The organism is Paenibacillus turpanensis (assembly GCF_011421635.1).
Classification (GTDB): Bacteria; Bacillota; Bacilli; order Paenibacillales; family YIM-B00363; genus Paenibacillus_AK; species Paenibacillus_AK turpanensis.
On the sequence record NZ_WTLI01000023.1, the window covers coordinates 65,024 to 91,861 of the forward strand.

At 49.7% G+C, this 26,838-nt stretch carries 22 protein-coding genes and 1 riboswitch; of the genes, 2 read left to right on the forward strand and 20 right to left on the reverse strand.

Annotation, left to right across the window (positions count from 1 at the left end; genetic code table 11):
- Window positions 1-147: 147 nt before the first annotated feature.
- From nasC to GQS10_RS19235, 10 genes are all read right to left on the reverse strand, one after another.
- Window positions 148-2,268, reverse strand: coding sequence for an assimilatory nitrate reductase catalytic subunit NasC (nasC, locus tag GQS10_RS19190; RefSeq protein WP_243735280.1), 2,121 nt, complete (start codon window positions 2,266-2,268; stop codon window positions 148-150).
- 26 nt (window positions 2,269-2,294) lie between these two features.
- On the reverse strand, window positions 2,295-4,712 hold the full coding sequence (nirB, locus tag GQS10_RS19195; protein ID WP_166245259.1) for a nitrite reductase large subunit NirB: 2,418 nt from the start codon (window positions 4,710-4,712) through the stop codon (window positions 2,295-2,297).
- A gap of 106 nt (window positions 4,713-4,818) precedes the next feature.
- Entirely contained in the window at window positions 4,819-6,024 is a 1,206-nt protein-coding gene (locus GQS10_RS19200) for an MFS transporter (RefSeq protein WP_166245261.1), read from the reverse strand.
- A gap of 11 nt (window positions 6,025-6,035) precedes the next feature.
- Window positions 6,036-6,371 (reverse strand): nitrite reductase small subunit NirD, encoded by a 336-nt coding sequence (gene nirD / locus GQS10_RS19205; protein ID WP_166245263.1) that lies wholly within the window; start codon window positions 6,369-6,371, stop codon window positions 6,036-6,038.
- An 18-nt stretch (window positions 6,372-6,389) separates the two neighbouring features.
- A complete protein-coding gene (nirB, locus tag GQS10_RS19210) occupies window positions 6,390-8,807 on the reverse strand; it encodes a nitrite reductase large subunit NirB (RefSeq protein ID WP_166245265.1) in 2,418 nt (805 codons plus the stop codon).
- A gap of 597 nt (window positions 8,808-9,404) precedes the next feature.
- On the reverse strand, window positions 9,405-10,004 hold the full coding sequence (locus tag GQS10_RS19215; RefSeq protein WP_166245267.1) for a response regulator transcription factor: 600 nt from the start codon (window positions 10,002-10,004) through the stop codon (window positions 9,405-9,407).
- Entirely contained in the window at window positions 10,001-11,143 is a 1,143-nt protein-coding gene (locus GQS10_RS19220) for a sensor histidine kinase (protein ID WP_166245269.1), read from the reverse strand. The genes GQS10_RS19215 and GQS10_RS19220 overlap by 4 nt, the downstream gene beginning before the upstream one ends.
- Before the next feature lie 94 nt (window positions 11,144-11,237).
- Entirely contained in the window at window positions 11,238-12,260 is a 1,023-nt protein-coding gene (gene desA, locus GQS10_RS19225) for a Delta(5) desaturase DesA (RefSeq protein WP_166245271.1), read from the reverse strand.
- A 224-nt stretch (window positions 12,261-12,484) separates the two neighbouring features.
- A complete protein-coding gene (locus tag GQS10_RS19230) occupies window positions 12,485-13,483 on the reverse strand; it encodes a stalk domain-containing protein (protein WP_166245273.1) in 999 nt (332 codons plus the stop codon).
- Window positions 13,484-13,651: 168 nt separating this feature from the next.
- A complete protein-coding gene (locus GQS10_RS19235) occupies window positions 13,652-15,133 on the reverse strand; it encodes a family 43 glycosylhydrolase (RefSeq protein ID WP_166245275.1) in 1,482 nt (493 codons plus the stop codon).
- A gap of 316 nt (window positions 15,134-15,449) precedes the next feature.
- Window positions 15,450-15,538: riboswitch (cyclic di-GMP riboswitch) on the forward strand.
- An 88-nt stretch (window positions 15,539-15,626) separates the two neighbouring features.
- Between GQS10_RS19235 and GQS10_RS19240 the strand changes: the two genes are divergently transcribed.
- The gene (locus GQS10_RS19240) at window positions 15,627-16,712 is read left to right on the forward strand and encodes a copper amine oxidase N-terminal domain-containing protein (protein WP_166245277.1); all 1,086 of its coding nucleotides are present in this window, start codon (window positions 15,627-15,629) and stop codon (window positions 16,710-16,712) included.
- Between the two features lie 67 nt (window positions 16,713-16,779).
- Here GQS10_RS19240 and GQS10_RS19245 read toward each other — a convergent pair whose 3' ends face one another.
- The 10 genes from GQS10_RS19245 to GQS10_RS19290 form a co-directional block, all read right to left on the reverse strand.
- Complete coding sequence (locus tag GQS10_RS19245; RefSeq protein WP_424991809.1) at window positions 16,780-18,312, reverse strand: AAA family ATPase; 1,533 nt, start codon at window positions 18,310-18,312, stop codon at window positions 16,780-16,782.
- Window positions 18,313-19,230, reverse strand: coding sequence for a tetratricopeptide repeat protein (locus tag GQS10_RS19250; RefSeq protein WP_166245279.1), 918 nt, complete (start codon window positions 19,228-19,230; stop codon window positions 18,313-18,315).
- A 15-nt stretch (window positions 19,231-19,245) separates the two neighbouring features.
- Window positions 19,246-19,695, reverse strand: coding sequence for a hypothetical protein (locus tag GQS10_RS19255; RefSeq protein ID WP_166245281.1), 450 nt, complete (start codon window positions 19,693-19,695; stop codon window positions 19,246-19,248).
- A 305-nt stretch (window positions 19,696-20,000) separates the two neighbouring features.
- Window positions 20,001-21,212 carry a hypothetical protein gene (locus tag GQS10_RS19260; RefSeq protein WP_166245283.1) on the reverse strand — a complete coding sequence of 404 codons (1,212 nt, stop codon included), beginning with the start codon at window positions 21,210-21,212 and terminating at the stop codon, window positions 20,001-20,003.
- A 126-nt stretch (window positions 21,213-21,338) separates the two neighbouring features.
- Window positions 21,339-21,761, reverse strand: a complete 423-nt coding sequence (locus GQS10_RS19265) for a hypothetical protein (RefSeq protein WP_166245285.1) — start codon at window positions 21,759-21,761, stop codon at window positions 21,339-21,341.
- Between the two features lie 23 nt (window positions 21,762-21,784).
- Window positions 21,785-22,309 carry a DinB family protein gene (locus GQS10_RS19270; RefSeq protein ID WP_166245287.1) on the reverse strand — a complete coding sequence of 175 codons (525 nt, stop codon included), beginning with the start codon at window positions 22,307-22,309 and terminating at the stop codon, window positions 21,785-21,787.
- 143 nt (window positions 22,310-22,452) lie between these two features.
- The gene (locus GQS10_RS19275; RefSeq protein WP_166245289.1) at window positions 22,453-22,848 is read right to left on the reverse strand and encodes a hypothetical protein; all 396 of its coding nucleotides are present in this window, start codon (window positions 22,846-22,848) and stop codon (window positions 22,453-22,455) included.
- An 18-nt stretch (window positions 22,849-22,866) separates the two neighbouring features.
- Complete coding sequence (locus tag GQS10_RS19280; protein ID WP_166245291.1) at window positions 22,867-23,541, reverse strand: restriction endonuclease; 675 nt, start codon at window positions 23,539-23,541, stop codon at window positions 22,867-22,869.
- A gap of 159 nt (window positions 23,542-23,700) precedes the next feature.
- The gene (locus GQS10_RS19285) at window positions 23,701-24,237 is read right to left on the reverse strand and encodes a CueP family metal-binding protein (protein WP_166245293.1); all 537 of its coding nucleotides are present in this window, start codon (window positions 24,235-24,237) and stop codon (window positions 23,701-23,703) included.
- A gap of 164 nt (window positions 24,238-24,401) precedes the next feature.
- On the reverse strand, window positions 24,402-25,277 hold the full coding sequence (locus tag GQS10_RS19290) for a radical SAM/SPASM domain-containing protein (RefSeq protein ID WP_166245295.1): 876 nt from the start codon (window positions 25,275-25,277) through the stop codon (window positions 24,402-24,404).
- Window positions 25,278-25,521: 244 nt separating this feature from the next.
- Here GQS10_RS19290 and sstT point away from each other — a divergent pair, with 244 nt between their 5' ends.
- On the forward strand, window positions 25,522-26,754 hold the full coding sequence (gene sstT / locus GQS10_RS19295; protein WP_166245296.1) for a serine/threonine transporter SstT: 1,233 nt from the start codon (window positions 25,522-25,524) through the stop codon (window positions 26,752-26,754).
- The last annotated feature ends 84 nt before the right edge of the window (window positions 26,755-26,838 follow it).

Below are 26,838 nucleotides of genomic sequence, written 5' to 3' on the forward strand. Positions count from 1 at the left end.
TTTCTGTTCAATCCCTACTATTCCCTTAACTCGAATTCCCATTCCCCAAAATCACAACAAGATGCATTTTTTTGAAAATGCAAAAAAGAGAGGTCTCCTCCCTTGCAGAGAACCTCTCCTACCCCTTAGCCTAGTTCTTCGTTTCGTTTACACCAATCGAACAAGCGGCTCCACCTTCACTGCACATACCTTGAAGCCCGGCATTTTACAGGTCGGATCAAGAGCCTGATTCGTAATTTTGTTTACGTTCTGGAGATCGCCCCAATGCATCGGCACAAACACCGTATCCTCGCGGATGGCGCTGCTGAGCTTGCTGCGAACGACAATGCTTCCTCGCTTTGACTCCAGCTTCACCAGCTCCGTGTCGCCGATACCGTAACGCTCAGCCGTCTTCGGATGGATCTCCACGAACGATTCGAAGCTTCGCGCGGCCAAAGTATGACTGCGCCGGGTTTGTACGCCTGTAAGATAGTGCGACAGCACACGCCCTGTCGTTAAATAGAGCGGGAAATCCTCCGACACCTGCTCCTTTGGAAAATGGTTCTCCACCGGCGTCAACTCCGCTTTGCCGTCCGCATGAGCGAAGGACTCGCCGAACAGACGCTTTTCACCAGGATGCTCGGGACTCGGGCAAGGCCAGTAAACACCCTCCTCCTTGCGGAGACGATCATACGTAATGCCGTAATAATCGGCAAGCCCGCCGCGGCTTGCGGTCCGCAGCTCCTCGAAAATTTGCTCCGCCGAAGCAAACGAAAATTTGTCCCCGCGTCCAAGCAGCTCCGCCACATCGCACAGCACCTGCCAGTCATGCTTCACTTCGCCTTCCGGCTCACGGCCCGCTTCGCGAAGCAGCACACGGCCTTCCAAATTCGTAATCGTCCCCGTATTTTCGATATAGGACGAAATCGGCAGGATTAGATCGGCCAGCCGCGCCGTCTCCGACATCAGCATGTCGGCAACAACGAGGAAGTCAAGCTTGCGCAGCCCCTCTTCTACAAAATTTGCGTTCGGGTTCGAAACGATCGGGTTCGAGCCCATCAGGAACAATACGCGGATTTCCTGCGCATGCACCTTCTCCATCATTTCGTATGCGGAGACGCCCTTACCCGGAAGCTCCTCCGCATCAATCCCCCATACCTCGGCGATATAAGCGCGATCTGCCGGATTTTCGATCAGCCGGTAGCCCGGCAGCTGGTCGGCCTTTTGTCCGTGCTCACGTCCGCCCTGACCGTTGGCTTGGCCGGTCACCGCTCCATAGCCGCAGCCTTCCTTGCCGATTTTGCCGGTGACGAGCACCATATTCAGGAAGTTGCGAACAGCCATGTAGCCGTCGGTCTGCTGCTCGACCCCGCGAGCGGTAAATACCATGCCGGTCGGCGCCTTGCCGAACGCTTCCGCCGCTTGGCGGATTTGCGCTGCCGGCACGCCGGTAATGTCGGCAATTTGCTCCAGCTCAAGCGATGCGACATGCTCCTTCACCTGCTCATAGCCTTTCGTACGGCTGTTCAAGAACGCTTCATCGGTGTACCCTTGCTCGATCAGCACCTTGAGCATGCCGTTCACCAGCGCCGCATCCATGCCCGGCTTCACGCGCAGGTGAAGATCGGCCATATCCGTCGTGCCCGTATTGCGCGGGTCGATGGCAATGATGTAGGCGCCGTTTTCTTTGGCGCGCTCAAAGTACGGCATTAACGTCGGCTGGCATTCGGCGATATTCGTTCCGGCAAGAATGATACACTTCGCCAGCGGAATCTCCGACAGCTGGTTGGTCAAGCCGCGATCGATTCCGAACGCCTTATTACCCGCCGAAGCCGCCGCAGACATACAAAATCGCCCGTTATAATCGATATATTTGGTACGCAGGGCCACTCGCGCGAACTTCCCCAGCAAATACGCGGTCTCGTTCGTGAGCGAGCCGCCGCCGTAAACACCGACGGCGTCGAAGCCATACTGCTTCTGAACGCCTGTAAAATTCGTATGAATGAGCCGGTACGCTTCCTCCCAGCTGATCCGCACGAATTCACCATCCACCTTCGCCATTGGATAGGATAAGCGGTCCCCGTTTAGCGCAGTCTGGTATGCATTCATCCCTTTCACACAGAGCCGTCCCTCGGAGGCCGCATTCGGCTTCGGAACGACGGAATAGGTCATCCGGTCTTCGCTAGGGTGCTCGATGATTTGCATCTTGCACTGCACACTACAGAACGGGCACTGCGTATCCATGACCCGGCCCGGCAGCCCGAAGGCTGCGGGGTCCGGCCGTTTCATGATGTCCAACAATGGTTTCATCGAAATCACCTTATTACCGCAGCCGCCGGCTGCTGATTTATTTGCTCAAGATAAGCTGCATTTCCACTTCCCGCGCGGCTAATCAGCAATTGAAGCACAAACGGATCAAATAATGCTTCCCGGATGTTTTGCAGCCCCATTCGTTCAACCCACTGCAGCACGGTTTCCGCATACACAGCGGTTTCCCGGTAAAATTGCAGGAACGCCATGACCGCTGTAAGCGCCTCTTCATCCGTCGCCAAAGTGCAGAGCAGCTGCCCTTCCTTCACCTGCTTCCGGCTGCTGCCGCCCACATAAAGATCCCAGCCGCCCGGGACACCGACGAGCCCGATGTCCTTCGTCAGCGGTCTCGCATCGTTGCGCGGGCTGGCCGACACGCCAACCGCCACTTCCTGCGGAAGCTGCAAACGCGCGAGCCTGCGTTCCAAAGCCGCTCCCAACGCGACCGAGTCTCGGATCGCGTCAGGCGCATAACGCTGACCGCCGCAGGCCGAAACGGCGCCGATCGTCTTGCCATAACGCGCTGCAGCGCCGCTCGGCTCCATATTTAAATCCACCTTCACCGAAGAGACGGTTTCCTTCGGAATTCCGAACAGCGCCAGCTGCGGCCCTTCCAGCAGCTTTACGAGAGGGACCTCGTACTTTTCCACCACATCAGCCAGCCTGCGCAGCTGATCGGCGGTAATGACTCCACCGTAGAAACGCGGAGAAATCGCGTACGTCCCATCCGCCTGAAGCGCTGCATACCCGGTACGCGGTGCCTCCGGCTCCTGCTGGTCAGGAGCGGCTCTGCCTGCCCCTCCCTCTGACGGAGCTGATCCGCCGTGAATGCCTACGTAATACTGCAGCGCCGGAAGACAAACCGGACATCCATCCGGCGTGCCCCACTGCAGCGCAGACATCGTCTCCTCCTTGCTGGAGAAGCCCTGCCGCTGAATCGCAGCAACAATCTCCTCCTGGCTTAACAAGGTACAGCCGCAAAGCGTCTGCTTCTCCTCCTGCTGACCGAAGCCATGCAGCTTCACATACTCAAGAATACTGCCGACCATGGTCCGGCAGCTGCCGCAGGAGCTGGACGCCTTCGTGCATTTCTTGATCTCGTCTACGGTTTCCAGCCCGCGCTCTTGGATGGCTTGCACAATCGCCCCTTTCGATACCCCGTTGCAGCTGCAAACGATATCCTTATCCGACATCGAAGCGACAAAATCAAGTCCGGCCGCCGGTCCGCCTCCGGTACCATTCATCTCCTTCTCGTATACGGAGATGTCCTTCTGCTCTTTAATATAGCCCAGCAGCTTGCTGCTTTCGCTTGTATCACCGAACAGCACCGCGCCTACGAGCTTCCCGTCGCGAACGACGATCTTCTTGTACGTCCCGCGCAGCCCGTCGTACCACTTAAGCGTCTGAACCTCGTCGCTGTCGGTAAATTCACCGGCCGAAAATACGTCGACTCCCGAAACCTTAAGCTGCGTCGCCAGCACCGAGCCATGGTACCCCGCGCTTTCCACTCCGCACAGCGTCTTGGCCAGCACCTTTCCCTGCTCGTAGAGGGGAGCGACTAAGCCGTAAACCAGGCCCCTGTGCTCCGCGCATTCCCCTACGGCGTACACGCCGGGCACGCTGGTTTGCATGTAATCGTCGACCACGATCGCGCGGTTCGTTTCAATGCCGCTGTCCTTCGCCAGCTGTATATTGGGGCGGATCCCCACCGCCATCACGACAAGATCGGCTTCCGTCATCGTGCCGTCCTTAAACCGCAGCCCCGACACCCGGCTTCTCCCGATGATCTCCTCGGAATGCTTTTCAAGCAGGAAATTCATCCCCTGCCTTTCCAGCTCAAGCTGCAGCATCTTCGCCGCCGTCGGATCAAGCTGCCGCTCCATGATGCTGTCAAAAATATGGACGACATCCACCTTCATGCCCAAATTCAGCAGTCCGCGACCCGCTTCAAGCCCAAGCAATCCGCCGCCGATTACAACCGCCTTTTTGTATTTTTGCGACGTCTCCACCATTGTCTCGCAGTCTTGGATATTACGGAACGCCGTAACACCGGCCTTATTTGCCCCCGGGAGCGGCAGCATAAAAGGAAGCGAGCCGGTTGCGATAATCAGTTCGTCATATTCCGCCGTTCGCCCGGATTCCGCCGTAACGATTTTCCGAGCCGTATCGATGCTGCTTATCGTTTCATTCGTATATAGGTGAATTCCGTTTTCTTTGTACCACTGCCAATCGTTGATCGTAATATCATGAACCGACGTGTCGCCTTGGAGCACCTTGGACAGCATGATCCGGTTATAGTTCGGATGCGGCTCTTTGCCGAAGATCGTTATGTCAAACGCATTGCGATCAATCGACAAAATCTCCTCCACGCAGCGCACGCCCGCCATTCCATTGCCGATGACAACCAGCTTTCTTTTTCCCATCACAAACCCTCCAATTCAGAAGAAACGGCTCCAATCCCTGCAAAAGGAAAGTGCCGTTTTGCTTCTGCCAACACTCGGCCCTGAGATCCTTCCGTACACTTCCGTTCTACGTCGTCAACTCCAAGCCTTTGTGGCTTTCTCTATAATTTTGCTTCCGTCTGGGTCTTGAGCCTAAATGGTTCAAAATAAGACAAATCAGTGCAAACAGCATCATGAAAACAAATCCTATATTGTAATGACCTGTCATGTCCTTTATAAATCCAAGTACAATGGGCGGGAAAAATCCTCCTACACCTCCGGCCGCACCGACGATCCCAGTCACTGCTCCCGTATTTCCGGACGATACCTGCGGAACGAGCTTGAACACCGCACCATTGCCGAGCCCGAGCAGTAAGGAAAGAATAAGGCACAAAATATTGAAGGAAACGTAATTTTCAATCGTGAAGGCTAAACCAAGCGCCGAAATCATGATCCCGACGAAAATGATCGACAGCACCAGCTTTGCATCGTAACGGTCTGCCCAATACCCGCCTGCCGGGCGAATTAAGGTGGCAAGAAGAACAAAGACGGCCGTCTTCATCCCCGCATCCATAGCGTTAAGCCCAAACAGTTCGCTTAGGAAGGTCGGCAGATACACACTAAACGCCACAAACCCGCCGAAAGTTAGAAAATAATAAACGGATAACTGCCAAGTCGTTTTATAACGCAGCACCGACAACGATTGTCTCAATGTTTTCGGCTCTGCAGGCTTCGGTAAATCGGTTGTAAATACGTAAAATACGATAGCTGTCATGCCGATTGCCGCCGCCATGCTGTAAAACACCCAAGGGAGTCCGAAATTCGCTGAGATCGAAGGGACTAGAAAATTCGCTCCGGCTCCACCCAGATTGCCGAGCCCGGCGATTCCAAGAATAAAGCCCTGCCTCTGCGGCGGATACCAGCGCGATACAAAGGTCAGCGAAATCGCAAACGTCGTCCCTGCCATCCCGATAAACAATGCGCAAGCCAGCAGCCATGCGTAAGAATTGGCCGAACCGGCCGCCACGAGCGGAATGAGCAGAAATAACATCGTAAGCGTGAATACGCTTCTGCCGCCGTGACGGTCAGTCAAGATCCCCATCGGGATGCGCATGATCGATCCGAGCAGCACTGGAGCCGCGATGAGAATGCTTTTCTCCAGCGTACTAAGCGCAAACAGCTTTTGGATCTGACCCGCGATGGGGGAAAACACCGACCAAATAATAAACGAAACGGTCATGGCTAAGGTGGAAAGCAAGAGTGCTTTCATGCGTTCTTTTTCCACGGTCACCATCCTTTGCAAATTTAAGATGCTTTCGAAGCCTCGTTATTTACGTAAAGGTACATTTCTCCGCTTTGCTCATCGATCTTCACCTCGTACGATTCCACGCAGCCTTCATCCGGTGCCTGAACGATGCCGTCATGAAGGTTGATTTTCCAATCGTGAAGCGGACAAAATACATGATGATCGCACACGATGCCTTCCGAAAGCTTGCCACCCTTATGCGGGCATTTATTTTCAATGGCGCGGATCTCTCCGCTGGACAGCTTAAACAATGCAATTTCCATATCGCCGATGCGGACAACTCTTGAGCGCTTCGGCTCAATATCCGAAATGTGGCCGACTTTCATAGGTTCCATGGTTCATTACACCCCTTCTTAATTTGCTGCTGAAGCAGGAAGATGTTCGTACGCAGCGCGAAGCTTCTCCGTCTCCAAAATCTCTTTCCACGGATCGCGAGTTTGCGCGAGGGCAACGTTCAAACGCTCAACGAAAGCGGCACGATCCTCTTTCTTCTCAAGCGCGGCTTTAACGGTATCCAAACCGATGCGCTGAATCCATTCCGCCGTACGTTCGTTGTATTTTCCGGTTTCGCGGTAATACTGTAGATACGCTCCGGACCACTCGAGCACTTCCTCCTCCGTCTTCACCTTGACGAGCAGGTCGCATGCTCTTACCTTCGTACCGCCGTTACCGGCCACGTACAGCTCCCAGCCGCCGTCGATCGCGACGACGCCGAAGTCCTTGATTGTCGCTTCCGCACAGTTGCGCGGGCAGCCGGATACGGCCATTTTCACCTTCGCCGGTGTGCTTAAGCGCTCAAAGCGTTTCTCCATTTCGATCCCCATGCTGATCGAATCCTGTGTTCCGAAGCGGCAGAACGTCGAGCCGACGCAGGTTTTCACTGTGCGAAGCGATTTCCCGTAGGCATAGCCTGACGGCATATCCAGATCCGCCCACATCGACGGCAGATCTTCTTTTTTCACTCCGAGCAGGTCGATCCGCTGTCCGCCGGTTACTTTAACAAGCGGTACACCGTATTTTTCCGCGATCTCCGCGATTTTCTTTAAATCGGACGGCGTCGTTACACCGCCATACATTCTCGGAACGACGGAGTAGGTGCCGTCCTTCTGAATATTTGCGTGATTCCTCTCGTTTACAAACCGGGATTCCCGCTCATCCTCATGCTCCTCCGGCCATACCATGCCGAGGTAGTAGTTGAGCGCCGGACGGCACTTGGAGCAGCCTTCCGGATTGTCCCAGCCCATCACATTCATGACTTCCTTAGAGGTGGTCAGCTTCATGCTGCGAATGCCCTCCACAATCTCATCCCGGCTTAACGTCGTGCAAGCGCAGATGCCTTCCTTCACCGTCTTAACGCCGTCTGCGCCAAGCACATATTCCAGCACATCGGCGACGAGCGGTTTACAGCCGCCGCAGGAGGCGGATGCCTTCGTACACGCTTTAATGTCGTTAACGCTCGTGCAGCCCTTCTCATTGATCGCCGATACAATGTTGCCCTTGCTCACTCCGTTACAGCCGCAAATAATCTCGTCATCGCTCATCGCCGCAATACGGTCAGCACCCGACTGCGCAGGTCCGCTGTCTCCGAGCAGCACTTCCTTCTCCTTGCCGGCTACGTCTTCCCCGCTGCGAATCATGGCAAACAGACGCGAGCCTTCGCTTGTATCGCCGAACAGCACTGCCCCAATAACCTTCCCGTCGCGAATGACAACCTTTTTATACACACCGCCGAATTCGTCCTGTATTCGTACCGACCGCGTATCGACATCGTCGCGGAATTCTCCAGCCGAGAACACATCCACACCGGAAACCTTCAGCTTCGTAGAAACGACCGAACCATGATAGCCGTCCGTCTCGATCCCGGCCAGACGCTTCGCCAGCACAGCACCCTGCTCATACAGCGGAGCGACGAGACCGTAGGCGATGCCGCGATGCTCTGCACACTCGCCAACCGAGTAAATGCCAGGCGCGCTCGTTTGCATGAAATCGTCAATTACGATGCCTCTGTTCGTCTGAATACCGCTATTCTTTGCAAGCGCAACATTCGGCTTAATGCCGACAGCCATGACCACAAGATCGGCCGACTCCTCTGTTCCGTCTGTAAAACGAAGGCCGGTCACGCGGTCTTTCCCGAGAATTCTCTCGGTATTTTTTTCGAGCAAAAACTTCATCCCTTGCTTTTGCAGCTCCCGCTGCAGCATCATCGCTGCCGTCTCGTCTAACTGGCGGTCCATCAAGGATTTGCCCAAATGAACAACCGAAACTTCCATATTTAAATTGAGCAGCCCTCTCGCCGCTTCCAACCCGAGCAAGCCGCCTCCGATAACTACCGCTTTCTTGTATTTTTTCGCCGTTTCCATCATCGTCTCGCAGTCCTTAATGTCTCGGAAAGCGATCACGCCTTGTTTGTCGGCGCCCGGAAGAGGAAGCATAAATGGAAGAGATCCTGTCGCAATAATCAATTCATCGTAGGAAACACAGAGACCATTGTCCGTGCTCACCGTCCTAGCATTCGTATCAATATGGTTGACTGTATGTCCTGCGTGAAGCATAATCCGGTTTTCCTTGTACCAGTCCCAGCTGTTAATGACGATATCATCCATCTTGGCGTCGCCTGCCAGCACAGAAGACAGTAAAATACGGTTGTAATTCGGATGAGGCTCACTGCCGAAAATTGTGATGTCATACTTATTCGGGGCCAGCTTCAACAGCTGTTCCACACAATTGACACCTGCCATACCATTACCGACCAACACCAGCTTTTTCTTCATCGCACTCACACTCCCATTTCGTTAACGAATCCCCATAAACGACATTTTTGGTGTAAAATAATATAATTTATGTTGTTAGGTTTTGTGACACAACATTTATAATCATAAGGTTAACTCATTTTCACGAAATGTTCAATAGTTTCATGTCAAACTTATTAACACAAAAAAAATTCTTCAAAGTCTTTTTCCTTTTCATTAAAAATGGTAGACAACGTTTTGATGAACAAAAAAAGGCGTTCCCCTGGTTAAAGGAACCCCCTTTATGTTGTCTTAAGTAAATCGTATTAACGATACGGTATAATCCGTCTCAAGCCCGTGAAGACCAGTGTTTTTCAGAGCCTGTAAACGATTCATTTAGCGCGCTGGCACATACCGGTTCTATTTTATCCGAAAACAATCCTGCAATCATCACTAGGAATCTCATCCGAACCACTCCTTCACTAAAATGATGAGCCAGTTATTTCGTGTTAACTTAATTAACATTAATATGTGTCAAATACTATAACACATTCAACTTGAAGTCAACCCTCTTTTTCCCAATTATCCCTATAAAATAAAAAAAGGCTCAACCCCACGACCTGGGATTGAACCTTTCCCCTATTTGAACCAGCCCTTCTCTTTAAATCGCTTTATTGCTTCGATCCGGTTGCTGACATCCAGCTTATCCAAAATGACCGATATATAATTGCGCACCGTCCCCGTTGTAATAAACAGCTCGCTCGCGATTTCTTTCGTATTTTTGCCGTCGGCTATTAATTCAAGAACTTCCTTCTCCCGCTCCGTTAAAGGATTGCCCTGATTATACGCCTCGTCCATCAGCTCCGGCGCGTAGATTCGTCGTCCAGCCATAATGCTGCGAATCGCATCGGCCAGCTCTTCACTTGGGCTGTCCTTCAGCAGGTATCCGTTGACACCCGCCTTTAGCGCCCGCTCGAAATAACCCGAACGCGCAAAGGTGGTCAAAATAATGACCTTACAGCCGGAAGCTTTCAGCTCCTCCGCTGCATCTAAACCGCTTTTCACCGGCATTTCAATGTCCATTACACAAATATCCGGTTTATGCAAATGGACCAGCTTAACTGCATCTTCACCATTAGCCGCTTTACCGACAACAGTCATATCCTCTTCGAGGTCAAGCAGCGAAGCCAGTGCGCCTAACAGCATGCGCTGATCCTCGGCAATAACGATCCGAATCATGTCTCCGCCTCCTTCTCCTCCACGGGCCGTTTGGAAGCCTTCGGCACCTTAATAATCACCTGTGTGCCTTCATCAGATTGTATCTCTAAACTTCCGTTTACAAACTCCAGTCGTTCCTTCATTCCGCGCAATCCGTTGCCCCGGACAAAGCTCATCTGGCTGCCGATCCCTACCCCGTTATCCATCACCTTTACAGTGAGATCAGTCCGGTTCGGGCTAAACTCTATCATGCATTGCGTGGCCGCACTGTGCTTGACGACATTGGTCACCGCTTCCTTCAAGCACATGCTGACCACATTTTCCGAGATCAACGAAATATCGTCCAGGGGAGCTTCCTCTTTCAGAACCAGTTCAATTTCCGCCGCCTTCAAAATTTGCTTGACACGGAATAGCTCTTCTTCGATTCGAGCGCCCCGCATTTGCGTAACCATTTCCCGAACTTCCTTCAGAGCGCTTCGGGCGGTTTGACGGACGTCATTCATCTCCGCCACCGCCTTCTTCGGATCCTTGCCTACCAGCTTGCTTGCCAAATCACTCTTTAGCCCAATTAAAGAAAGCTTCTGTCCGAGCGTATCGTGCAAATCCCTGGCGATCCGCTGCCGTTCCTCCAGCTTCACCAGCTCCGAAATCCGCTTATTCGCGTCCTCCAGCTGCCCTTCGAGCTTATCCTGTTTATTTTTATTATAAGTATTGACCGGAAGCAATATCACACCGATCAAACAGACGAGAACAAATGGAAGCTGCGTGATAAACACCGGGTTTTGCGAGGCAAAGCCATAATTAATCGTAGCAAAGGTACTGACAAGATGAAAGGTGTATAAGGTAAAAAATGCGATCCGATTATGTATATTACCTATAAAAAAAGCCAAAAACAAGGAGAAATATACATATCCGAAAATCAACGTCATGGCAATGGAAATGCCGATCTGTACACTAGTCCAAAAGTAAACGAGCCATCCTTTTGACACAAAGGACAGCACATAACAAACAAAGAAAACAATAATCATCACAATGCCTGACACAACCTCCCACGTTGAGGAGGAGCGGAAAATAAAGTAAAACGGGAGGATGTAAAACACAACCCACACATAAGGGGATAACCCCGTATTTCTTTGGAAAATTTGATGCCACTTGTTCATGCATCATCCCTCATTTCACAAAATCAGGGCGCTCCCGGCCGGTTTACGACTTCAAGGAGACGCCCCTATTGACAGCTCGCGCGTACGAAGCCGGTTACTTGTCTGTTGCCGGTTTCGTATGACGAAGCGTATTCTTCACATCCTTGAAGCCGACAAACATTTTTTGACGCTCATCCCAGAGGCGGAATCGAAGAGCTTTGAGGCTCGTGCGAATCGTGATTGTTGTCGCCTTTTGAAGCGGCGGCGCAGCAAGATGCGCCTTCTCCAAATTATAGTTCGGCACCTTCGGGCTTAAATGATGGACGTGGTGAAAGCCGATATTCCCCGTAATCCACTGCAGCAGCTTCGGCAGCTTGTAATAAGAGCTTCCTTCGACCGCAGCCTGCACATACGTCCACTCTTCTTCATGCTCAAAGTACGTATCCTCAAATTGATGCTGAACATAAAACAGCCAAATTCCAAATAAGCCCGAGAAGAAAAACACCGGCCCCTGAACAAGAACGAAGGCCTGCCAGCCGATCGCCCAAATCAACAGCGCATACAAGGCTACAATCAAAACATTGGTCACATGCGTGTTGATTCGCTCTTTGCGTCTCGCATCCTTCACATTAAAACGGTAAGAGATCAAGAAAATATAAATCGGTCCAAGACCGAACATCACTAAAGGGTTCCGGTAAATACGATAAGCCATGCGCACCCAGAAGGATGCTTCCGCATACTCGTCAACGGTCAGCACCCACATATCGCCGATGCCGCGCTTATCTAAATTGCTGCTCGTCGCATGATGAATCGAGTGACTACGTTTCCACTGCTCGTAAGGGCAAAGCGTCAACACGCCGGTAATCGTCCCGACAATATCGTTGGCAAGACGATTTTTGAAAAAGGATTGATGGCAGCAATCGTGGAACAGAATAAAGGTTCGAACGACAAAGCCTGACGTGATGATCGCCAGCGGCAGGGTTAGCCAGAACGAGATCGAAAGGCTCGCATAAGCCGCGTACCAAAGCACTAAAAGCGGCCCAACCGTATTCACAATCTGCCAGATGCTCTTTTTTATGTCGGTCGCCTCGTATGGGGCAACATTTTTTTTCAATTCCATCAGTTTCGCCTGAGACATGCTAAATTCCTCCTCGACTTTCGTATACCGGTACGAAACCGTGCTTTATAAGCAATATTGTTGTATTTTCCATTATAGAAAATACACGGTTTATGGGTTAGTCATAAACGTCAAGTCGAGAGTATGACAAATGTCATGTCCATTTGTTCGTTAATGAAAAAAGGTAGAGCTGGATTTTCCCAGCTCCACCTTTATTTATGTGTTCAGCTTTCGTTCCCCGCTGCTTAGTTTGCCGTATAGCCTTCCGCCGTGTTAATTCCAACCTGATTGGCTGCTCCATCCCATGTCACGGCAAAGTCGATTGCTTGCGCGAGATCCCGAAGCTTGAAATAGTTATTCCCATTAATATTATACGCTGTAAACTGTACCTCTTGACCGTCAACATAGATTTTCGACGGAGTTGGCAGTGCTTCCTTCGCTCCCGCCTGACCGGACACCTTTAGTTCATTGCCATCTGGCGTATAAGCATGCTTCGTGGCTAGATTAATTGCATTGTTTGCCCCGTCCCAGCCTACTTCAAACTGCTTGTCCGTTGCGTTGACAGCCTGCGCCAGATCGCGCAGCTTGAAATAATTGCTGCCATCGATATTGTACGCTTCGAAAGCAACTTCCTTTCCGTTGACGATTACCTTGGAAGCCGTCGACTGCGCTACCGCATTGGAGGGCTGCTGTGCCGCAGCTTCTTGAGTGGGAGCAGCTGCGTTTGCGCTGCCTTCATTCACAAACATGAAATTCATGTCGGCTACATCAAAAATCAGGTTCCCGTCTTTATCCGCGACGAAGAAGTCAAACGAGAATACTCTTCCTTCTACGATATCCTTCAAATCGCGTTCCATACTAAAGCTTGGACTGTACATGAGTTTTCCATCGGCAAACGTGCCGCTGAAGCTGCCCAGCTGTCCGTCTAGGTAGCTCCCCGGAAAAGATTCCAGCTGATGTGCTGCAGGATCCTGTGTCACTACTTCAAAGATAGGGTAGCTTCCATCGCTCGCTTTCTCCGGAGTTTGCATCACGAGAACCGTCGTTTGAAACTCTTGATCGTCCATATCCTTCGCCGTAATTTCTTGAACCCCGATAAAGTTCTCAACAATAATTTGGTAACCCGATTGATCATTAATGAGGTTAATGGTCTCAGCCCTTTTTTCCGCAGCCATTACAGGCATCGCAGCAAAACAAGAAACAAGCATGGTAAAAAGCATTACAAGCGACAATTTCTTTTTCATAACAGCCTCCAAGTAGTAAACATAAGATTCGATTTGTGCCTACCCATCATAGCAGATTCGCTTGTATTAATCACCAAATTTAGACAAATTCTCCGTGTGAATCATTTAACAATATGGTAATAGAAACAGCCGACGCCTCCCCATCCGGAGCTGCATCGGCTGTTTTCATTAATTCACCCGTTCAAAAATCCACTGCTGTACCGTATTGTTCAAATCCGCCCATTGACCGACATTGCCGCCATCCTCTAAACTTCCGTTGTACACGTCAAGGTTTTTGCCGCTGTTGCGATTTCGGATCTCAAAATATTGATTATTCGTTGAGATAAAGCTCCACTGCTGATTCGTGCCTCCAAGATCAGGCCACTGGATCACATTTGCGCCATCTTCCGTAGAAAAATCAAGGACGTCGGCTACTTTACCGCTGTGGCTTGCTCTTAGCTTGAAGTATCCGCCGGATACCGGGTCAAGCGCCCACTTTTGGTCACCCGATCCATTGTAGGTCCACTGCAGCACATTGGCCCGATCGGCTGTTGATGCAGTTTCTACAGCAAGCACCTTTCCGCTGTTGCGGTTTTTAATGCGGTAAAAAATATCTCCAGTTCCTTCCCCGGAAGGTCTCGTAATCGCTGTCGCCGGGTTCACCGGTGCTCCGAAAACTGGAGTATCCCCGTTCCAGGTTACCTTCTGGATTCTCGTCGTTCTCTGCTCACCGCAGCCTTGTCCTGAACCGTCATTGGCATGATAGACGATCCAATCCTCTTTCCCGTCGGGCGATTTCACGAAGCTGTTATGTCCCGGGCCAAATACGGTGCTTGTTTTCTGAAATACGGGACTTGAGCTTTTGGTCCAATTGCTTGCCACCGTTAGGTCTGCAGTCAAGTTTGCCGAAAGCAATCCTAACTTGTAATCGTCCGTCCAGCAGCCGCTGGCCGAGAAGGTCATATGCACCTTAGAGCCATGCGTGATAAAGGAAGGCGCTTCATTCACAGGTGATCCCGATCTTTCCCAAGCATTCGTCGGAGAGGATATGACGACTCCTCTGCCCTGTATCGCCGTTGGACTGCTCATCTTAGCGATCATAATGCGCTGCGGCTGGTTGGGCGCAATTTCCGACCAAGCGATATAAAGCTGACCGTTGATTTTCGCTACGGTATGGTCAATCGACCAGTAATCGGCTGTATCCTTCAGCTTGATCGGAGCGGACCATGTGCCCTGTAAAGGGTTGGCGCTCGTATTTTTGATAACCCACATCCGCTGGTGCGGAGTATTCGGCTCACTGCTCCCCGCACTGAAATATAAGTACCATGCTCCGTCAATATAATTCAGCTCAGGAGCCCAAATGTTACCGGAATAACAATTGGATCCGGCGCAATACGCTGAGGACTTGGTGAATACGGTTTTTCTTTCACCATTACCGATTCCCGTCAGTGAAGTCGAGCGGGAAATATCGAGCTTATCCCATCCTTGTGACGTATGGACGAAATAATAATACCCGTCCGTATGCTTCATGACATGTGGATCCGCCGAGGAGTACGGTGCAACCGGATTGATGAATGTCGTCGAAGCCGCTTGGGCTTGAAATGGAAACGAGGCGAGCATAAGGAATGTGGCCACCAAAATCATTATTATTCGCTTACTTTTGTGCTTCATCACGATACCTCCTGAATGAATGGAATGTTCGTTCTCCGTGCCCCTACCAGTTTTTCTCCTATAAAATAACGAATCACCTCACTCCCATTTCTGTTGTGTATGCGCTTACAACCTACTGTACAAAACCTATCATAAGTACCTTTGGACAAAAACAAAATATAATTTGTTCATCGTTTTGTAGTATTTTTTCATCATCTCACGGTTCTATCGTATGGATTGTGAAGCACCCCAAACATATATGTCGAAAATTGTAATATTGTGTTGAAACTATCATTGACAGGCGCCCCCTATCATAGTAGCTTAGAAGTAACCACATAAGCGACAAAGGCAAACCCGCCGAAAGACGGGGACGCAAAGCTATAGGGGCTACCAGCGCAGCAGCGCTCATGCCAGCCAGTTACCGCAAAGCGATTAACAATATAACTCGTTTGCGGGCAGCCGTGGCGAGTTTTTATTTTTCCCAAGACAACTTTGTAGGAGGAATGACACAACAATGACAAGGTGGAAAAAGCAAACAACATTGCTGCTGGCTCTCTCTGTAATGCTTGGAAGCATGCTTGGCGGAACGGCTGTAGGAGCTAAGGGACCTAAGGAAAAGGACGAGGTGCGCTCGGAACAAGCAAGTGAGGCGGAGACGAAGAAGAGCGAGAACGAGGTGGAATTAAAGGCAGATTCGGAAGCAGATACGCAGCTAGAGACGGGTGCGGAATCCACAGAGGCTGAGGAAGCGGACAAGCCTGCATCCGAGGAAGCTGACGAGGAGACCGGGTCCGTGAAGAAAGATAAGGCGAAGGGCTTGGAACGGGCACTGGAACGAGTACAGGGCACTCCCGCCCAAGCTGTAATTGAAGGCTTACTCGCCGGCCGGGCAACCAAAGAAGATGTAGAAAACGCGGAGGAGCTTGTCGAAGAGCTGGAGCAGGCAGGGGACACTGAGGCCGCCGTTGAAACTCAGGAAAAGATCGTGCAATTTGCGCCCAAAGATATCAATGCCGTGAAGAAGCTCGCCAAGCTTCTCGAGAAACAAGGCGAAGACGGATTAAAAGCGTTCGTCAACGGCAAACGTCCGGCTTTCGACGCACAGCCGTTCATCGAAAATGAACGCACAATGGTCCCATTCCGCGCTATGGCAGAGGCTCTTGAAGCCGAGGTATCCTTCGATGCGGCGACAGGAACGGTATCCGTCGTACGCGGGGATACTACTGTGGAGCTAGTACTGGGAAGCTCTACGGCACTTATTAACGGGGTTGAACATAAACTGGATGTTGCAGCGCAGTCCATCCACAACCGTACCTTTATCCCTGCCCGTTTCTTGGCGGAAGCGTTCGGCGCGGAGGTTTCTTACGATCCGGAAACGAAAAGCATCATCATCATTGAGTCCGAGCCGGCAACCACCACGGAGGAAGCCGCGCTTGCTGCCGATTCTACAACGACCGACGCGGCGACAGATGCTTCCTCGACAGAAGCGTCGGCGGGAACAACTTCGGATCCATCCACGACAGAAGCAACGACGGATTCATCCACGACGAGCCCGTCTACAAGCACCGATACAACGGATTCTACAGTCACAGCTCCTTAACGCATTGAAAAAACGACCTTATCCAGCCATTCGCGGGATAAGGTCGTTTCTGTTTGAGCTCTGTCTGCTATATTCGTTTACTATGTTTTTTTAAGTATTGCTCCACGTCATTGTACAGGCCGGATTGATTGGAGTACTTCACGTAATTTTTGGCGGTGCGCATCCACTCCAACGTGGAAGGCTGCGTCTCCTCAATCGCCCGCTCCACATCGCGCTGTTCAATCGGACGCTCCACACCGGTGTCCATAATTTCACCCAGCACATACTCCGCAGCACGTTCGCACACATTTTCAATATCAGCGCCCGAGAAAAACTCCGTCCGTTCGGCCAGCCGGGCGCAATTAATAATGCCGACGTAACGCCCTGAAAGCTTTAGCCGGAACATTTGCTCCCGCGCCACCTCATCCGGCGGAGCCACAAAGATCAAACGGTCAAAGCGTCCCGGCCGCTTCAAGGCATTATCCACATCCCAAGGCATATTGGTCGCGCCAATGACGAGTACCTGATCGGTGGAAGTATCCATTCCTTCCATCTGAGTCAGCAGCGTATCGACTAGCCCCCTCATATGCGAAGACGATTTCGAGCGGTTAAACCCGATCGCGTCAATTTCGTCAAAAAACATGACGCTCGGCTTCCGATGGCGTGCCTTTTCAAAGATCTCCAATAGATTCGACTCACTTACCCCGATATACGGGTCCAAGATATCCGTAATATGTACATTAATAAAGTTCGCTTTGCATTCTCCCGCCGTCGCTCTCGCAATAAACGTTTTGCCGCAGCCCGGAGGACCGTATAACAATACGCCTCCCCCTGTTTTCTTGCGGAATCTGGAGAATAACCCTTGATTATAAAACGGGCTGATAATGCGCATTTGAATCGCTTTTTTTAAATCTGCCAGTCCCGCGACATCGGCAAAGGTAATCCGATGCTTGTCCGGTGCTGGCTCTGGGGCAGAAGCCGAGTCCAACCCGCCATGAAGAACATGCAATCCGGGTTTACCTCGGGGCTTCCATGCTTCCTCCGGCTCCTTCAGCCCCTCTTCCTTTGTACCAGCATCCACCTCGCTAGAGGCAATATCGGCAGAAGATGCAGCGCCACCCTCGGACACATCCCCCACTACAGCCGGCAGGTCTACGCTTGAGTCTAGCTGTCCACCCGTGGATGATTCTTTTCTATAATCTTCGGTCTCTCTCAAGAACTGTTCGACCGAAGCAAGCACCGCCGCCGTTACCTGTGTAACCTCTTGCAGCTCCTGCTCGACCGAGGAGGTTTCCTTGGTTGCGGTTTCGGAAGCTCCTGCCGTGTTGGATGCGGCAGCGGCTTCTGTTCCCGCTCCGGGTCGTCCGCCCTCCAAGTCCGGCCCAACCGCCGGAGCTCCCTTAGCAGCCCCAGTCTGAAGCGCCGCCGTTGCATTGGATAGCTCCGTCAAAAGCATGCCGCGAAGCGAATCGTCGCTGTGCCGCAGCCCCTCCGTAAACGATTGCAGCGCACCAATCGCATCACCATGCTCCAATTGCTCCTTACCGAGCCAGTACCACCCCTGTGCTTCCGTTGGATTCTTCCTTGCCATATCCTGAAGCCATGCAATTTTATCCATCATTTAAACGACGACTCCTTTAAATTTACGCTTCCAAATTGCTTTATATATGCCTGCTGCGGTCCACGAATAAACAACGTAAGCCAAATACACATAAATACAGATCATCGATGCTTGCTCCCAACCGAAGAACCGCAGCCCCAAGACGAGCATCAGTCCTACAGCATACACTACAGGCGGACCGCCGATTTTGTTAACGAATCGGATGGGAGCAAATAACCAATGCGTATCCAGCTCAAGGATCTCTAACACCTCCAGCACCGACTTATTGCTCGGGTCGAGCAGAAATGCCTGCCGATAATATTCCTTCGCGGATTTCAAACGTTCATGATATAACTCATGTAAAGCTAACTGGTACAGCATTTGTAATTCACTGGATGCCCCTTCAACAGAGCGCTGCAGCGAATGCAGAATATCCTGCTTATTTTTCTTGGTAAGCTTATATAAAAACTGATAATATAAGACGTCGGAATCCTGCGGGTCTAGCTGCTGGGCCATCTTTAGCAGCTTCTTCGCCTTCGATTCATGCCCGGCTGCAAGCATGAGCGTCGCATAAGCGGCATAAACACCGGCTTGGTTCGGGTCCAGGCGCAGCGATTCCAGATAAGCCTGCTCCGACTCGACCCAGCGTTTCGCATCTTGGTAAAGATGGCCCCGCAAAGATGCAACCTTAATCGGGTTGTATCCTAACCGTGACGCCTCATCGAGGTACAATTCCCCTTCCGGATACTTCTCTAGCGCATAAAATGCTGCCGCCCCCCAAAAATACAACTCCCCGTGCTCCGGCTCATCAGCTAATGCTTCTTTGATAAGGCTCAAGGTCTTCTCGTATCTCAAAAGCCCTATATAATGACGGATGAGCTGCATTTTCTTCTCCAGGCTGGGTTCCGCACTCTCATTTCTCACCGTTGTAAATTCCATCCCGCACCTCCTTGCCTACATAGCTATCAGCATAATCAGGCTTCCTTCAATCAAAATCGAAACCCCGCACCATGCCAAGGCAGGCTTTAAAATCGGTCGCTCGCCGCCGACCAGCAGCATATGATTCTGATAGCTCTTCTTCATTGAAAAATAAAACCCCGCACATAAAACCATTTCCAGCGCTCGGGCCATATAACGAGCAACCCGATTCTCCACCTCAATGAGGTGCTCCAGAACGGCATAATAAAAGCCCAGCTTCACTCCAAAAACAATAACAGCTGCAGCGATCATCCCGATCACAACCGCCTGGCTCATTCGCAGCATTTTTGCATTTTTGACAGCCAATCCAGTAAGAGCAACCACGCCCCCGAAAAATGCAACATAAAACAGCTTGTCGATCGAATACGTTTCCGAACGCTGCGAGTTCACCGTTAGACTCGGTTGAACTAGATACTCCTCACGCATCAAAGAGCCCCCTTTTTATAAAAAGATAACTTTATGACATTAATCCTAGCATATCTATTGTATAATTCAACCATTTTTCCCAAGTAGTACTTATTTACTTGTTTCGAGATTCATAGACTAAACTTATAGTCGTATTTTGTCGATTTTTTATATATATGTTGAAATTCGGGGAGTCAGCCGCAGATTTCAATCGAATGGAAAACGCCCTTTCTCCCCCGAATTGGAGGGAAAGGGCGTTTTTATGATGCTTTGTCTTACGTAACCTCTAATTCTAAAAACTCTAAGAACAGCGTTTCCTAGTTCGACTACTCCGTCTGCTGCTTCGCTGTATCGAGAGAAGAAATCGGTTCTTGCTCCTTATGCTCCGCCTCTCCACCTCGAATCACTTTTTCAATAACCCAAGAGGTTCCGTTTGGTTTCAGCCTAAAGGATAGTGCGGCTTGTTCGCCGCCATCCTTACCTGCCTGCTGTAAATTGTCCTTGATGACAAGCTCGACGTATTCCTGCAGCAAACTCGTTTCCGCATGGGCCTCCTCCTCCGCCGAAAGCCCATGCAAATGTTCATCCAGCCAAAATCGGATCAGCTCCATCTCACGTTCATTAAACTCGTATTGGCCGCAGCTGCACAGCTCGGATAGACGCTTCGAAAGATCCTCGTTATCAATCATTAATGCCGTTAACGATAAGAACTGGAATAAGGCTTCTCTCGGAGTAGTCGGTTTCTCCGGTAACGAAACCGATGTTCCACTAAGGACGAACTTGCTGCCGTCGAAATGGTAATACTTTTGTACGGGGATGTAATAAACATCATAGCTGCTTCGATCCGAAATATAGCCATCATAGATTCCGTCTTCGCCGGAGGATACCAACTCGTCCATTCCGCTTCCGGTCGCTGACGCCGATCCGTCAAATAATACAATCTCGTTCCCTTCCAGCTTATACAGAAGGAATCCGGATAAATTTCCACCGTTCGTCAGTCCATGGTATACATACCGATGGGGTGAACCCTTAAGCTCGATAACGTTAACCTCGTACGTATTATAGGCGCTCCCGCCAATCAGGTTTGAGCCCAGTACTTCGACTTCTCCGCCATTGTTCCGCAAGACATAGCTGTGCGTAACATAGGTATCCACGGCATTCTCATATTTTTGCCCGAACGCAAGCACGGCCTCCTGTTTCCCGTCTTGATCCAAATCCGTTGTTTCGTAAAAAAGCAGCTCATCGGAAGCGGAATCAAATCCTTCTAGCTTTTGAACATAATCGATGACTTTGAGATCTACTGAAATGGTATTACCGTCTAGGATTACTGTCGATGCTTGAGACGACTCTTCCTCTTTCTCCATCGGAACCTCGGCTTGCTCCTTGAGCGTTACAGTTTCTTTTACATCAGGAGGCTCTTCCTCCTGTTCAGGAGCTGGGGGTGGCTGGGCTTCGCCGAAAGTGCCGGGACTCACGCTCGTGCCGCAACCCGTTATCAATAGAACAAATACAATTAGAACTGCCATCAGCTTTTTCATATTCAGCACCCTCCTTCCGTTTCATCTTGACCCATTCATAGGGTACCAGAATTATCCATTTATTCCTATCCTATTTTCGAATAACAAAAAAGCCAGATGCTTTAGCACCCGGCTTACACTTTCAAATTATTCGCCCTCTTTGTAAAAAGTAACCTTCATCGCTTCAAGCTTGGCCCCTGCTTCGAGTCTGGCCTCCGCGTAGATCGCGTCTTTATACAAAATATTCACGAAACGCGTTTGGGCAAATTCGATATCCGTTCTTACATTATACTTTACGTAATCAAAGATCAGCGATTTTTTGGCCTCGTCAGACAGGGCCTTGTACCGTAAAAAATCTCCGTCGTTGGTGATTTGCAAATGAATCATAACCTCATCGGAGCGAAGTGTCGATTGTTCTTTCGACGTTAGGATCTCTTGGTCCATTCCCGACATCACATATGCCCGATTCACTTTTTCATCCTCGGCTCGTACTTGAAGCTCGTCTGACCAAAGACCCTTCTTGGTCTCTTCCGCTTGATGCTCGAATTCGTGAAATTCATTGTAATACATTAAAGCTAAAGGGGCAGTGGAGTCTATTTCAAGATCCCTAAGTATTCCTTCCAGGGCCCGACGTCTTCACTATATCTCTTAGCCATCACTCTGGTGATTTGCGCCATGTGAGTCAAGTCATGAACGACCCACGTTGAAAGCAGCTCTCTGAGCTTTACCTTGCCAAAAGCGGGATGCAGCCCCGTCTGTTCTAGATTCGTCCCCGGTGGTATGAGAGCCTGTAGCTTGACGATATTTTGAGTACGGATCGATTGGAAGTGCTGCAGCTTTTCTTCCATGGACTGCTGTTCGGATTTGCCATTCAGATGAGCAAACCTGTCAAACGGCGGGAAAGGACGGCGTTCGCCTTCTTGAAGGATCATCTCGAGCCTCGGCAGCCAATTAGTCGTTTCTGCTTCAATGAGATGATCGATGACCTCCTCTGCGTTCCATGTCCCCTCGCCTTCATTGCACTGCAGCCAGCCAACGGACAAGCCGGACAATAGAGTCTTAAAAGATTGCGGAGTGCGTTCCAAAACCTCCATTGCTTCGTTTAAAGTAAAGTTCATGAGGGCTCTCCTTTCGTGGGATACTTAAGTTAAGGTATTTACACTCGACGTTTTCCCATTATTATACAACAGTTAACTTAGCGATCCCATAAAAAATAACCTACCGTCTATTCGTAGACGATAGGCTTTCGATTTTGTAAAATTTATGAGGAATGAGTTACTTGATGGTTATAGCAGTATACATTCCCCTTAAATCGGTTTGGCTTGCTTAAACAATATTGTCTTACCTTTTCACTTACGGATTTACCGCAGGCTGCACAACTATACTCGTTACTCTCGTAGGATGCTTCTTCCTGGTTAGAATCAAACGAAACGTCACTCTTACTCACATTTTTCCCTTTTGCCCTCATCCAAACAAATCCTATTCGCAATAATAACGCAATGCTTACGCCAATAATTGCATAGTTCAATTCTGGTATATGGATCGTTGTATGAACAATTTGACTTTCCAACACCCAAACGAAAGCTTTACAAGCGAATAAAAACGCGAGTGCACTGATCAAAAATGTTGATATCGATTGTTTTTGTTTCCTTCTCATGTTTTATCCTCCAGCACATTAGGAAATGCCCTTTTTTGACTTCCACTTCATTAGACGATCATCTAAAATTAAGCCGTTAATTAGACGAATATTCAGTTTCTCCGCGGCCTCTTTCGCAGATTTCGTAAAATTGCTCGTCGTTACAATCCAAGCGTCATAACAACCATGCACTTGCTTGCCAGACTTCAAACGAAGGACAATATCATTCCCAACATCTTGCTTCCAGCGCTTACATTGCACCGCAATTTTATAGCCCTCTTTACCCTTTAAGATAAGATCGACTTCATGATCCCCTGCTCCTCCAACACGCTGAACTTGGTATCCTTGGTCTATGTAATACAGCTCCATCAACCGTTCAAAATCAGTGCCCGATAAGGTATGAACGTTAGCTTTCAACAGCTCCCTGTCAGACAAAGCTTTTGAAATGGATGGGTTAGATTTTTTATCCTTTACTACAGCAGGCGCATCGTTCTTCTGTTTTTTCAAACCTCCTTTCTTTTCCAGTCTTCTTTTTCTCGTCCACCTAGCACCTAAAATATCACCCACAATTACACTTCCAAAAATAATGATAAAAAATAACCACCAGTATTTTTTTAACCCTGTAAAAAAGAACACACTTAATCCGATTAAAATGAGCCCTCCTCGTATAAGATAAGCCACTTGCCTTCCTTCTGCATAATACGTACGTGCCATAAGCCACTCTCCATTTAGGTATTTATTGTTCATTTCGACACAGAAGAACATTTTCCTACAAATATCCATGTAAAAATAGTTTAATTCAGGAAAAAGACAAATAAAAAAAGCACCATCTCGGTGCTCATTAAACTAAAAGTGGCATCTACATATTCTTCTTTACATCAGCTGCAGTGTAGAAATGCAGGTATTGTCCGTTTCGAAGGTGGATAGCTCTGATTTTACGGTTTTTCCGTTATGTTTGACCGTTATGCTGTATGTCTTATCCCGGGGAAGCCATAAATCTATAAAACCGTTAGCCTCGGATTTCATCGTCTGATCTACGACGACCTTTCCCTTGGCGTCTTCAATATAAACGTGAAATGACTGGTTCGTTAATTCGCCTTGGCAGCTTGTTAAGCTGTGGGTTGCGCAAGGATGCGTGTTGTTGAGATATGGGGCGATGGATACAAAAAACTCCTCTTTCGGCAAATCATAAGCAACCTTGCTTTTGTCATTGGTTGTGACGATCAGCTGCCGTGGAGTAATCGATGCCGCCTGAGCCTTTAAGCTCCCCCTGCTGTAATCCTGCACCAATTGTTTGATGTTCTGCGTTTCCTTCAGAGTGTCGCTTCCCGCCTGTTGTGTGTAAAGATATGCCCCCAGCAAAACAGCCGTAACGACTGCAGTAACTCCGATGATCCTTCGATTTAACATGAATTCAGCCTCCTCTTATCCGCACCTGCATCATAAGCCTTAGGCTTGAATTTCACAATGAAATACATCACAAATTGGAAAACCGATAGTCCCTGCTCCGATGATCACGCAGCGAAAAAAGGACACAGTAAAACAATCCCGTGTCCTTGCCTTAGTATAATGCCCTACGCCCCAAACCGTTGGCGGTACCCGCACCGGCGGCATAATTCCTCAACAGCCTCCCGGCGGGAAAAGCCCTCCACTAGGTTGTTTGCGCGCTCTCCTTCTACGATACTCGAAAAGGAAGTCTTGTTGATATTGCCTAAGTTAATTACCCCTTCCCCATCCAAACAGCACGGCACCACCGTTCCGTCCACGAGAACCGCCGCTTGGGTACGAAGTCCGTGGCAAAAGCCTTTTCCATCATCTTCGGGTGCTGTTAAGCTCGGCCATTGGAATTCATAATCCTGGTTCAAGTAGACCCGTTCAGCGATTCGCACTCCGCTTCCGGGCACGACCTTTTCCTCAATTTTAAAATCAAGTCCGAACTCGTCCTCAATCACCTGGAGTGTCTCACGGTTTCGCTGACGCTGCGCATTCGTTACGTTGTCCTGCGTCAAATTCCAGAGACGGAACGAGAAGATGACCTGATGCTCTTCCGCCGCGCGGACAAAGGAAAGGATTTCCCGCAAATACCCTTCGCGGTTCGTCGAGCCCTCATGGCCATCAAAGCTGTGCAGCGAAAAATTCATTTGTCTCAGCGCAGGTTTACCGAGCAGCTTATGCCGATTTTTCGCGATCAGCGTGCCGTTTGTCGTGATATTGACCTTAAAGCCCTTCTCATGGGCTATATCGAGCAGTTGGTCGATATTAGGATGAAGGAGCGGCTCCCCTTTTACATGCAAATAAATAAAGCTCGTATGCGGCTTAATCTCGTCAAGCCTTGTCGCAAAGTCTTCAACCTTGATAAAGTTGGCCTTGCGCTCCGTCGGCGGGCAAAAGCTGCAGGCCAAATTGCAAATGCTCGTAATTTCTATATAAACCTTTTTAAATGTTTTCAACACGTTATCCCCGTTCCCTGGTTCGTCTAACTTTCATTCTGTGATTCTATAGCCATAGTACCACAGGATGGCCTTTTGCGATAACGGAGCTTTGTTGGGAATAAGCAAAGCATTTAAATTAAGCTTGTACTCTATTTCACAATCCAATATACACATCCTACATGATTCATGATAAACTAACGCAAAATACAACTTTCCCCCTACCGCTGCGTATCGGATAGGGTTAAAGATTCGGAGGAAAAATATGAAAGCACTCTTTCTCAAATGGAATCAAATTAGCCTAGTCAAACGAATACTCGTGGGGATCGTATTGGGTATTATCTTGGCACTCACAGTGCCAGAAGCCGCAAAAGGTGTCACTATTTTCGGCTCCTTATTCGTATCTGCATTAAAGGCCGTGGCCCCTGTGTTAGTCCTGCTCATCGTGATGTCGGCCATCTCCAACCATAAGAAGGGTCATAAAACGAATATGAAATCGATTCTGGCCCTATATGGCATAAGCACATTTCTCGCGGGGCTAATTGCCGTTGTTGCAAGCTTTGTGTTCCCTGTCAGCCTTTCGCTTGTAAAGGGCGCCGAGAACTTAACCCCTCCGGAAGGGATTATTGAGGTACTTAAGACCTTGCTATTCAACATCGTTGACAACCCTGTCCACGCGCTCATGAACGGCAACTATATCGGAATCCTGACATGGGCGATTCTTCTAGGGATTGCTTTACGGGGTGCCGGTGACACAACGAAGAATCTGATCACTCATTTTTCCGATGCCGTATCTCAAATCGTCAAATGGGTCATTCAGCTGGCACCACTCGGAATCATGGGACTCGTTTTTGATTCCATTGCTTCCAACGGGCTTTCCTCCTTACTCGATTATGGCAAAATCCTGCTCCTTCTCGTGGGATGTATGCTCTTGATCGCGCTTGTTGTGAACCCGCTGATTGTGTACCTAACGATTCGCAGAAATCCGTATCCACTTGTTTTCCGCTGCCTGAAGGAAAGTGGGATTACCGCATTTTTTACCCGGAGCTCCGCTGCCAATATCCCTATTAACATGAGTCTTTGTGAAAAGCTGAAGCTGGATACAAATACGTACTCGGTTTCGATTCCATTAGGGGCTACGATCAATATGGCGGGGGCCGCGGTAACGATTTCCGTCCTAACATTAGCCGCGGTTCATACGCTTGGCATTCAAGTCGATTTCAGTACGGCCCTGATTCTCAGCGTCCTGTCTGCGGTTTCAGCTGCAGGCGCCTCCGGTGTTGCCGGCGGTTCCCTCCTGCTCATTCCACTGGCGTGCAGCTTGTTCGGTATTCCGAACGATGTCGCAATTCAGGTCGTTGGCGTTGGTTTCATAATCGGGGTAGTTCAGGACTCCTGCGAAACTGCACTGAACTCGTCCTCCGACGTACTGTTTACCGCAACTGCTGAATATGCGAAGTATCGTAAAGAAGGCAGAGAGCTGACCAATTTGGCGTAAAAGCCAGTCGTAATAGCCCGTATCATAGAAAAAGAGCAGGAGGCCCGAGGTCAATGTCATTAAGTTAAGGCGATGGGCCAACTT

What these genes read in the sequence shown, in the direction of transcription:
- nasC (WP_243735280.1), bottom strand. Translation starts at nt 2,268, where the DNA reads ATGAAACGGCCGGACCCCGCAGCCTTCGGGCTGCCGGGCCGGGTCATG.
- nirB (WP_166245259.1), bottom strand. Translation starts at nt 4,712, where the DNA reads ATGGGAAAAAGAAAGCTGGTTGTCATCGGCAATGGAATGGCGGGCGTG.
- GQS10_RS19200 (WP_166245261.1), bottom strand. Translation starts at nt 6,024, where the DNA reads ATGGTGACCGTGGAAAAAGAACGCATGAAAGCACTCTTGCTTTCCACC.
- nirD (WP_166245263.1), bottom strand. Translation starts at nt 6,371, where the DNA reads ATGGAACCTATGAAAGTCGGCCACATTTCGGATATTGAGCCGAAGCGC.
- nirB (WP_166245265.1), bottom strand. Translation starts at nt 8,807, where the DNA reads ATGAAGAAAAAGCTGGTGTTGGTCGGTAATGGTATGGCAGGTGTCAAT.
- GQS10_RS19215 (WP_166245267.1), bottom strand. Translation starts at nt 10,004, where the DNA reads ATGATTCGGATCGTTATTGCCGAGGATCAGCGCATGCTGTTAGGCGCA.
- GQS10_RS19220 (WP_166245269.1), bottom strand. Translation starts at nt 11,143, where the DNA reads ATGAACAAGTGGCATCAAATTTTCCAAAGAAATACGGGGTTATCCCCT.
- desA (WP_166245271.1), bottom strand. Translation starts at nt 12,260, where the DNA reads ATGTCTCAGGCGAAACTGATGGAATTGAAAAAAAATGTTGCCCCATAC.
- GQS10_RS19230 (WP_166245273.1), bottom strand. Translation starts at nt 13,483, where the DNA reads ATGAAAAAGAAATTGTCGCTTGTAATGCTTTTTACCATGCTTGTTTCT.
- GQS10_RS19235 (WP_166245275.1), bottom strand. Translation starts at nt 15,133, where the DNA reads ATGAAGCACAAAAGTAAGCGAATAATAATGATTTTGGTGGCCACATTC.
- GQS10_RS19240 (WP_166245277.1), top strand. Translation starts at nt 15,627, where the DNA reads ATGACAAGGTGGAAAAAGCAAACAACATTGCTGCTGGCTCTCTCTGTA.
- GQS10_RS19245 (WP_424991809.1), bottom strand. Translation starts at nt 18,312, where the DNA reads ATGATGGATAAAATTGCATGGCTTCAGGATATGGCAAGGAAGAATCCA.
- GQS10_RS19250 (WP_166245279.1), bottom strand. Translation starts at nt 19,230, where the DNA reads ATGGAATTTACAACGGTGAGAAATGAGAGTGCGGAACCCAGCCTGGAG.
- GQS10_RS19255 (WP_166245281.1), bottom strand. Translation starts at nt 19,695, where the DNA reads ATGCGTGAGGAGTATCTAGTTCAACCGAGTCTAACGGTGAACTCGCAG.
- GQS10_RS19260 (WP_166245283.1), bottom strand. Translation starts at nt 21,212, where the DNA reads ATGAAAAAGCTGATGGCAGTTCTAATTGTATTTGTTCTATTGATAACG.
- GQS10_RS19265 (WP_166245285.1), bottom strand. Translation starts at nt 21,761, where the DNA reads ATGTATTACAATGAATTTCACGAATTCGAGCATCAAGCGGAAGAGACC.
- GQS10_RS19270 (WP_166245287.1), bottom strand. Translation starts at nt 22,309, where the DNA reads ATGAACTTTACTTTAAACGAAGCAATGGAGGTTTTGGAACGCACTCCG.
- GQS10_RS19275 (WP_166245289.1), bottom strand. Translation starts at nt 22,848, where the DNA reads ATGAGAAGGAAACAAAAACAATCGATATCAACATTTTTGATCAGTGCA.
- GQS10_RS19280 (WP_166245291.1), bottom strand. Translation starts at nt 23,541, where the DNA reads ATGGCACGTACGTATTATGCAGAAGGAAGGCAAGTGGCTTATCTTATA.
- GQS10_RS19285 (WP_166245293.1), bottom strand. Translation starts at nt 24,237, where the DNA reads ATGTTAAATCGAAGGATCATCGGAGTTACTGCAGTCGTTACGGCTGTT.
- sstT (WP_166245296.1), top strand. Translation starts at nt 25,522, where the DNA reads ATGAAAGCACTCTTTCTCAAATGGAATCAAATTAGCCTAGTCAAACGA.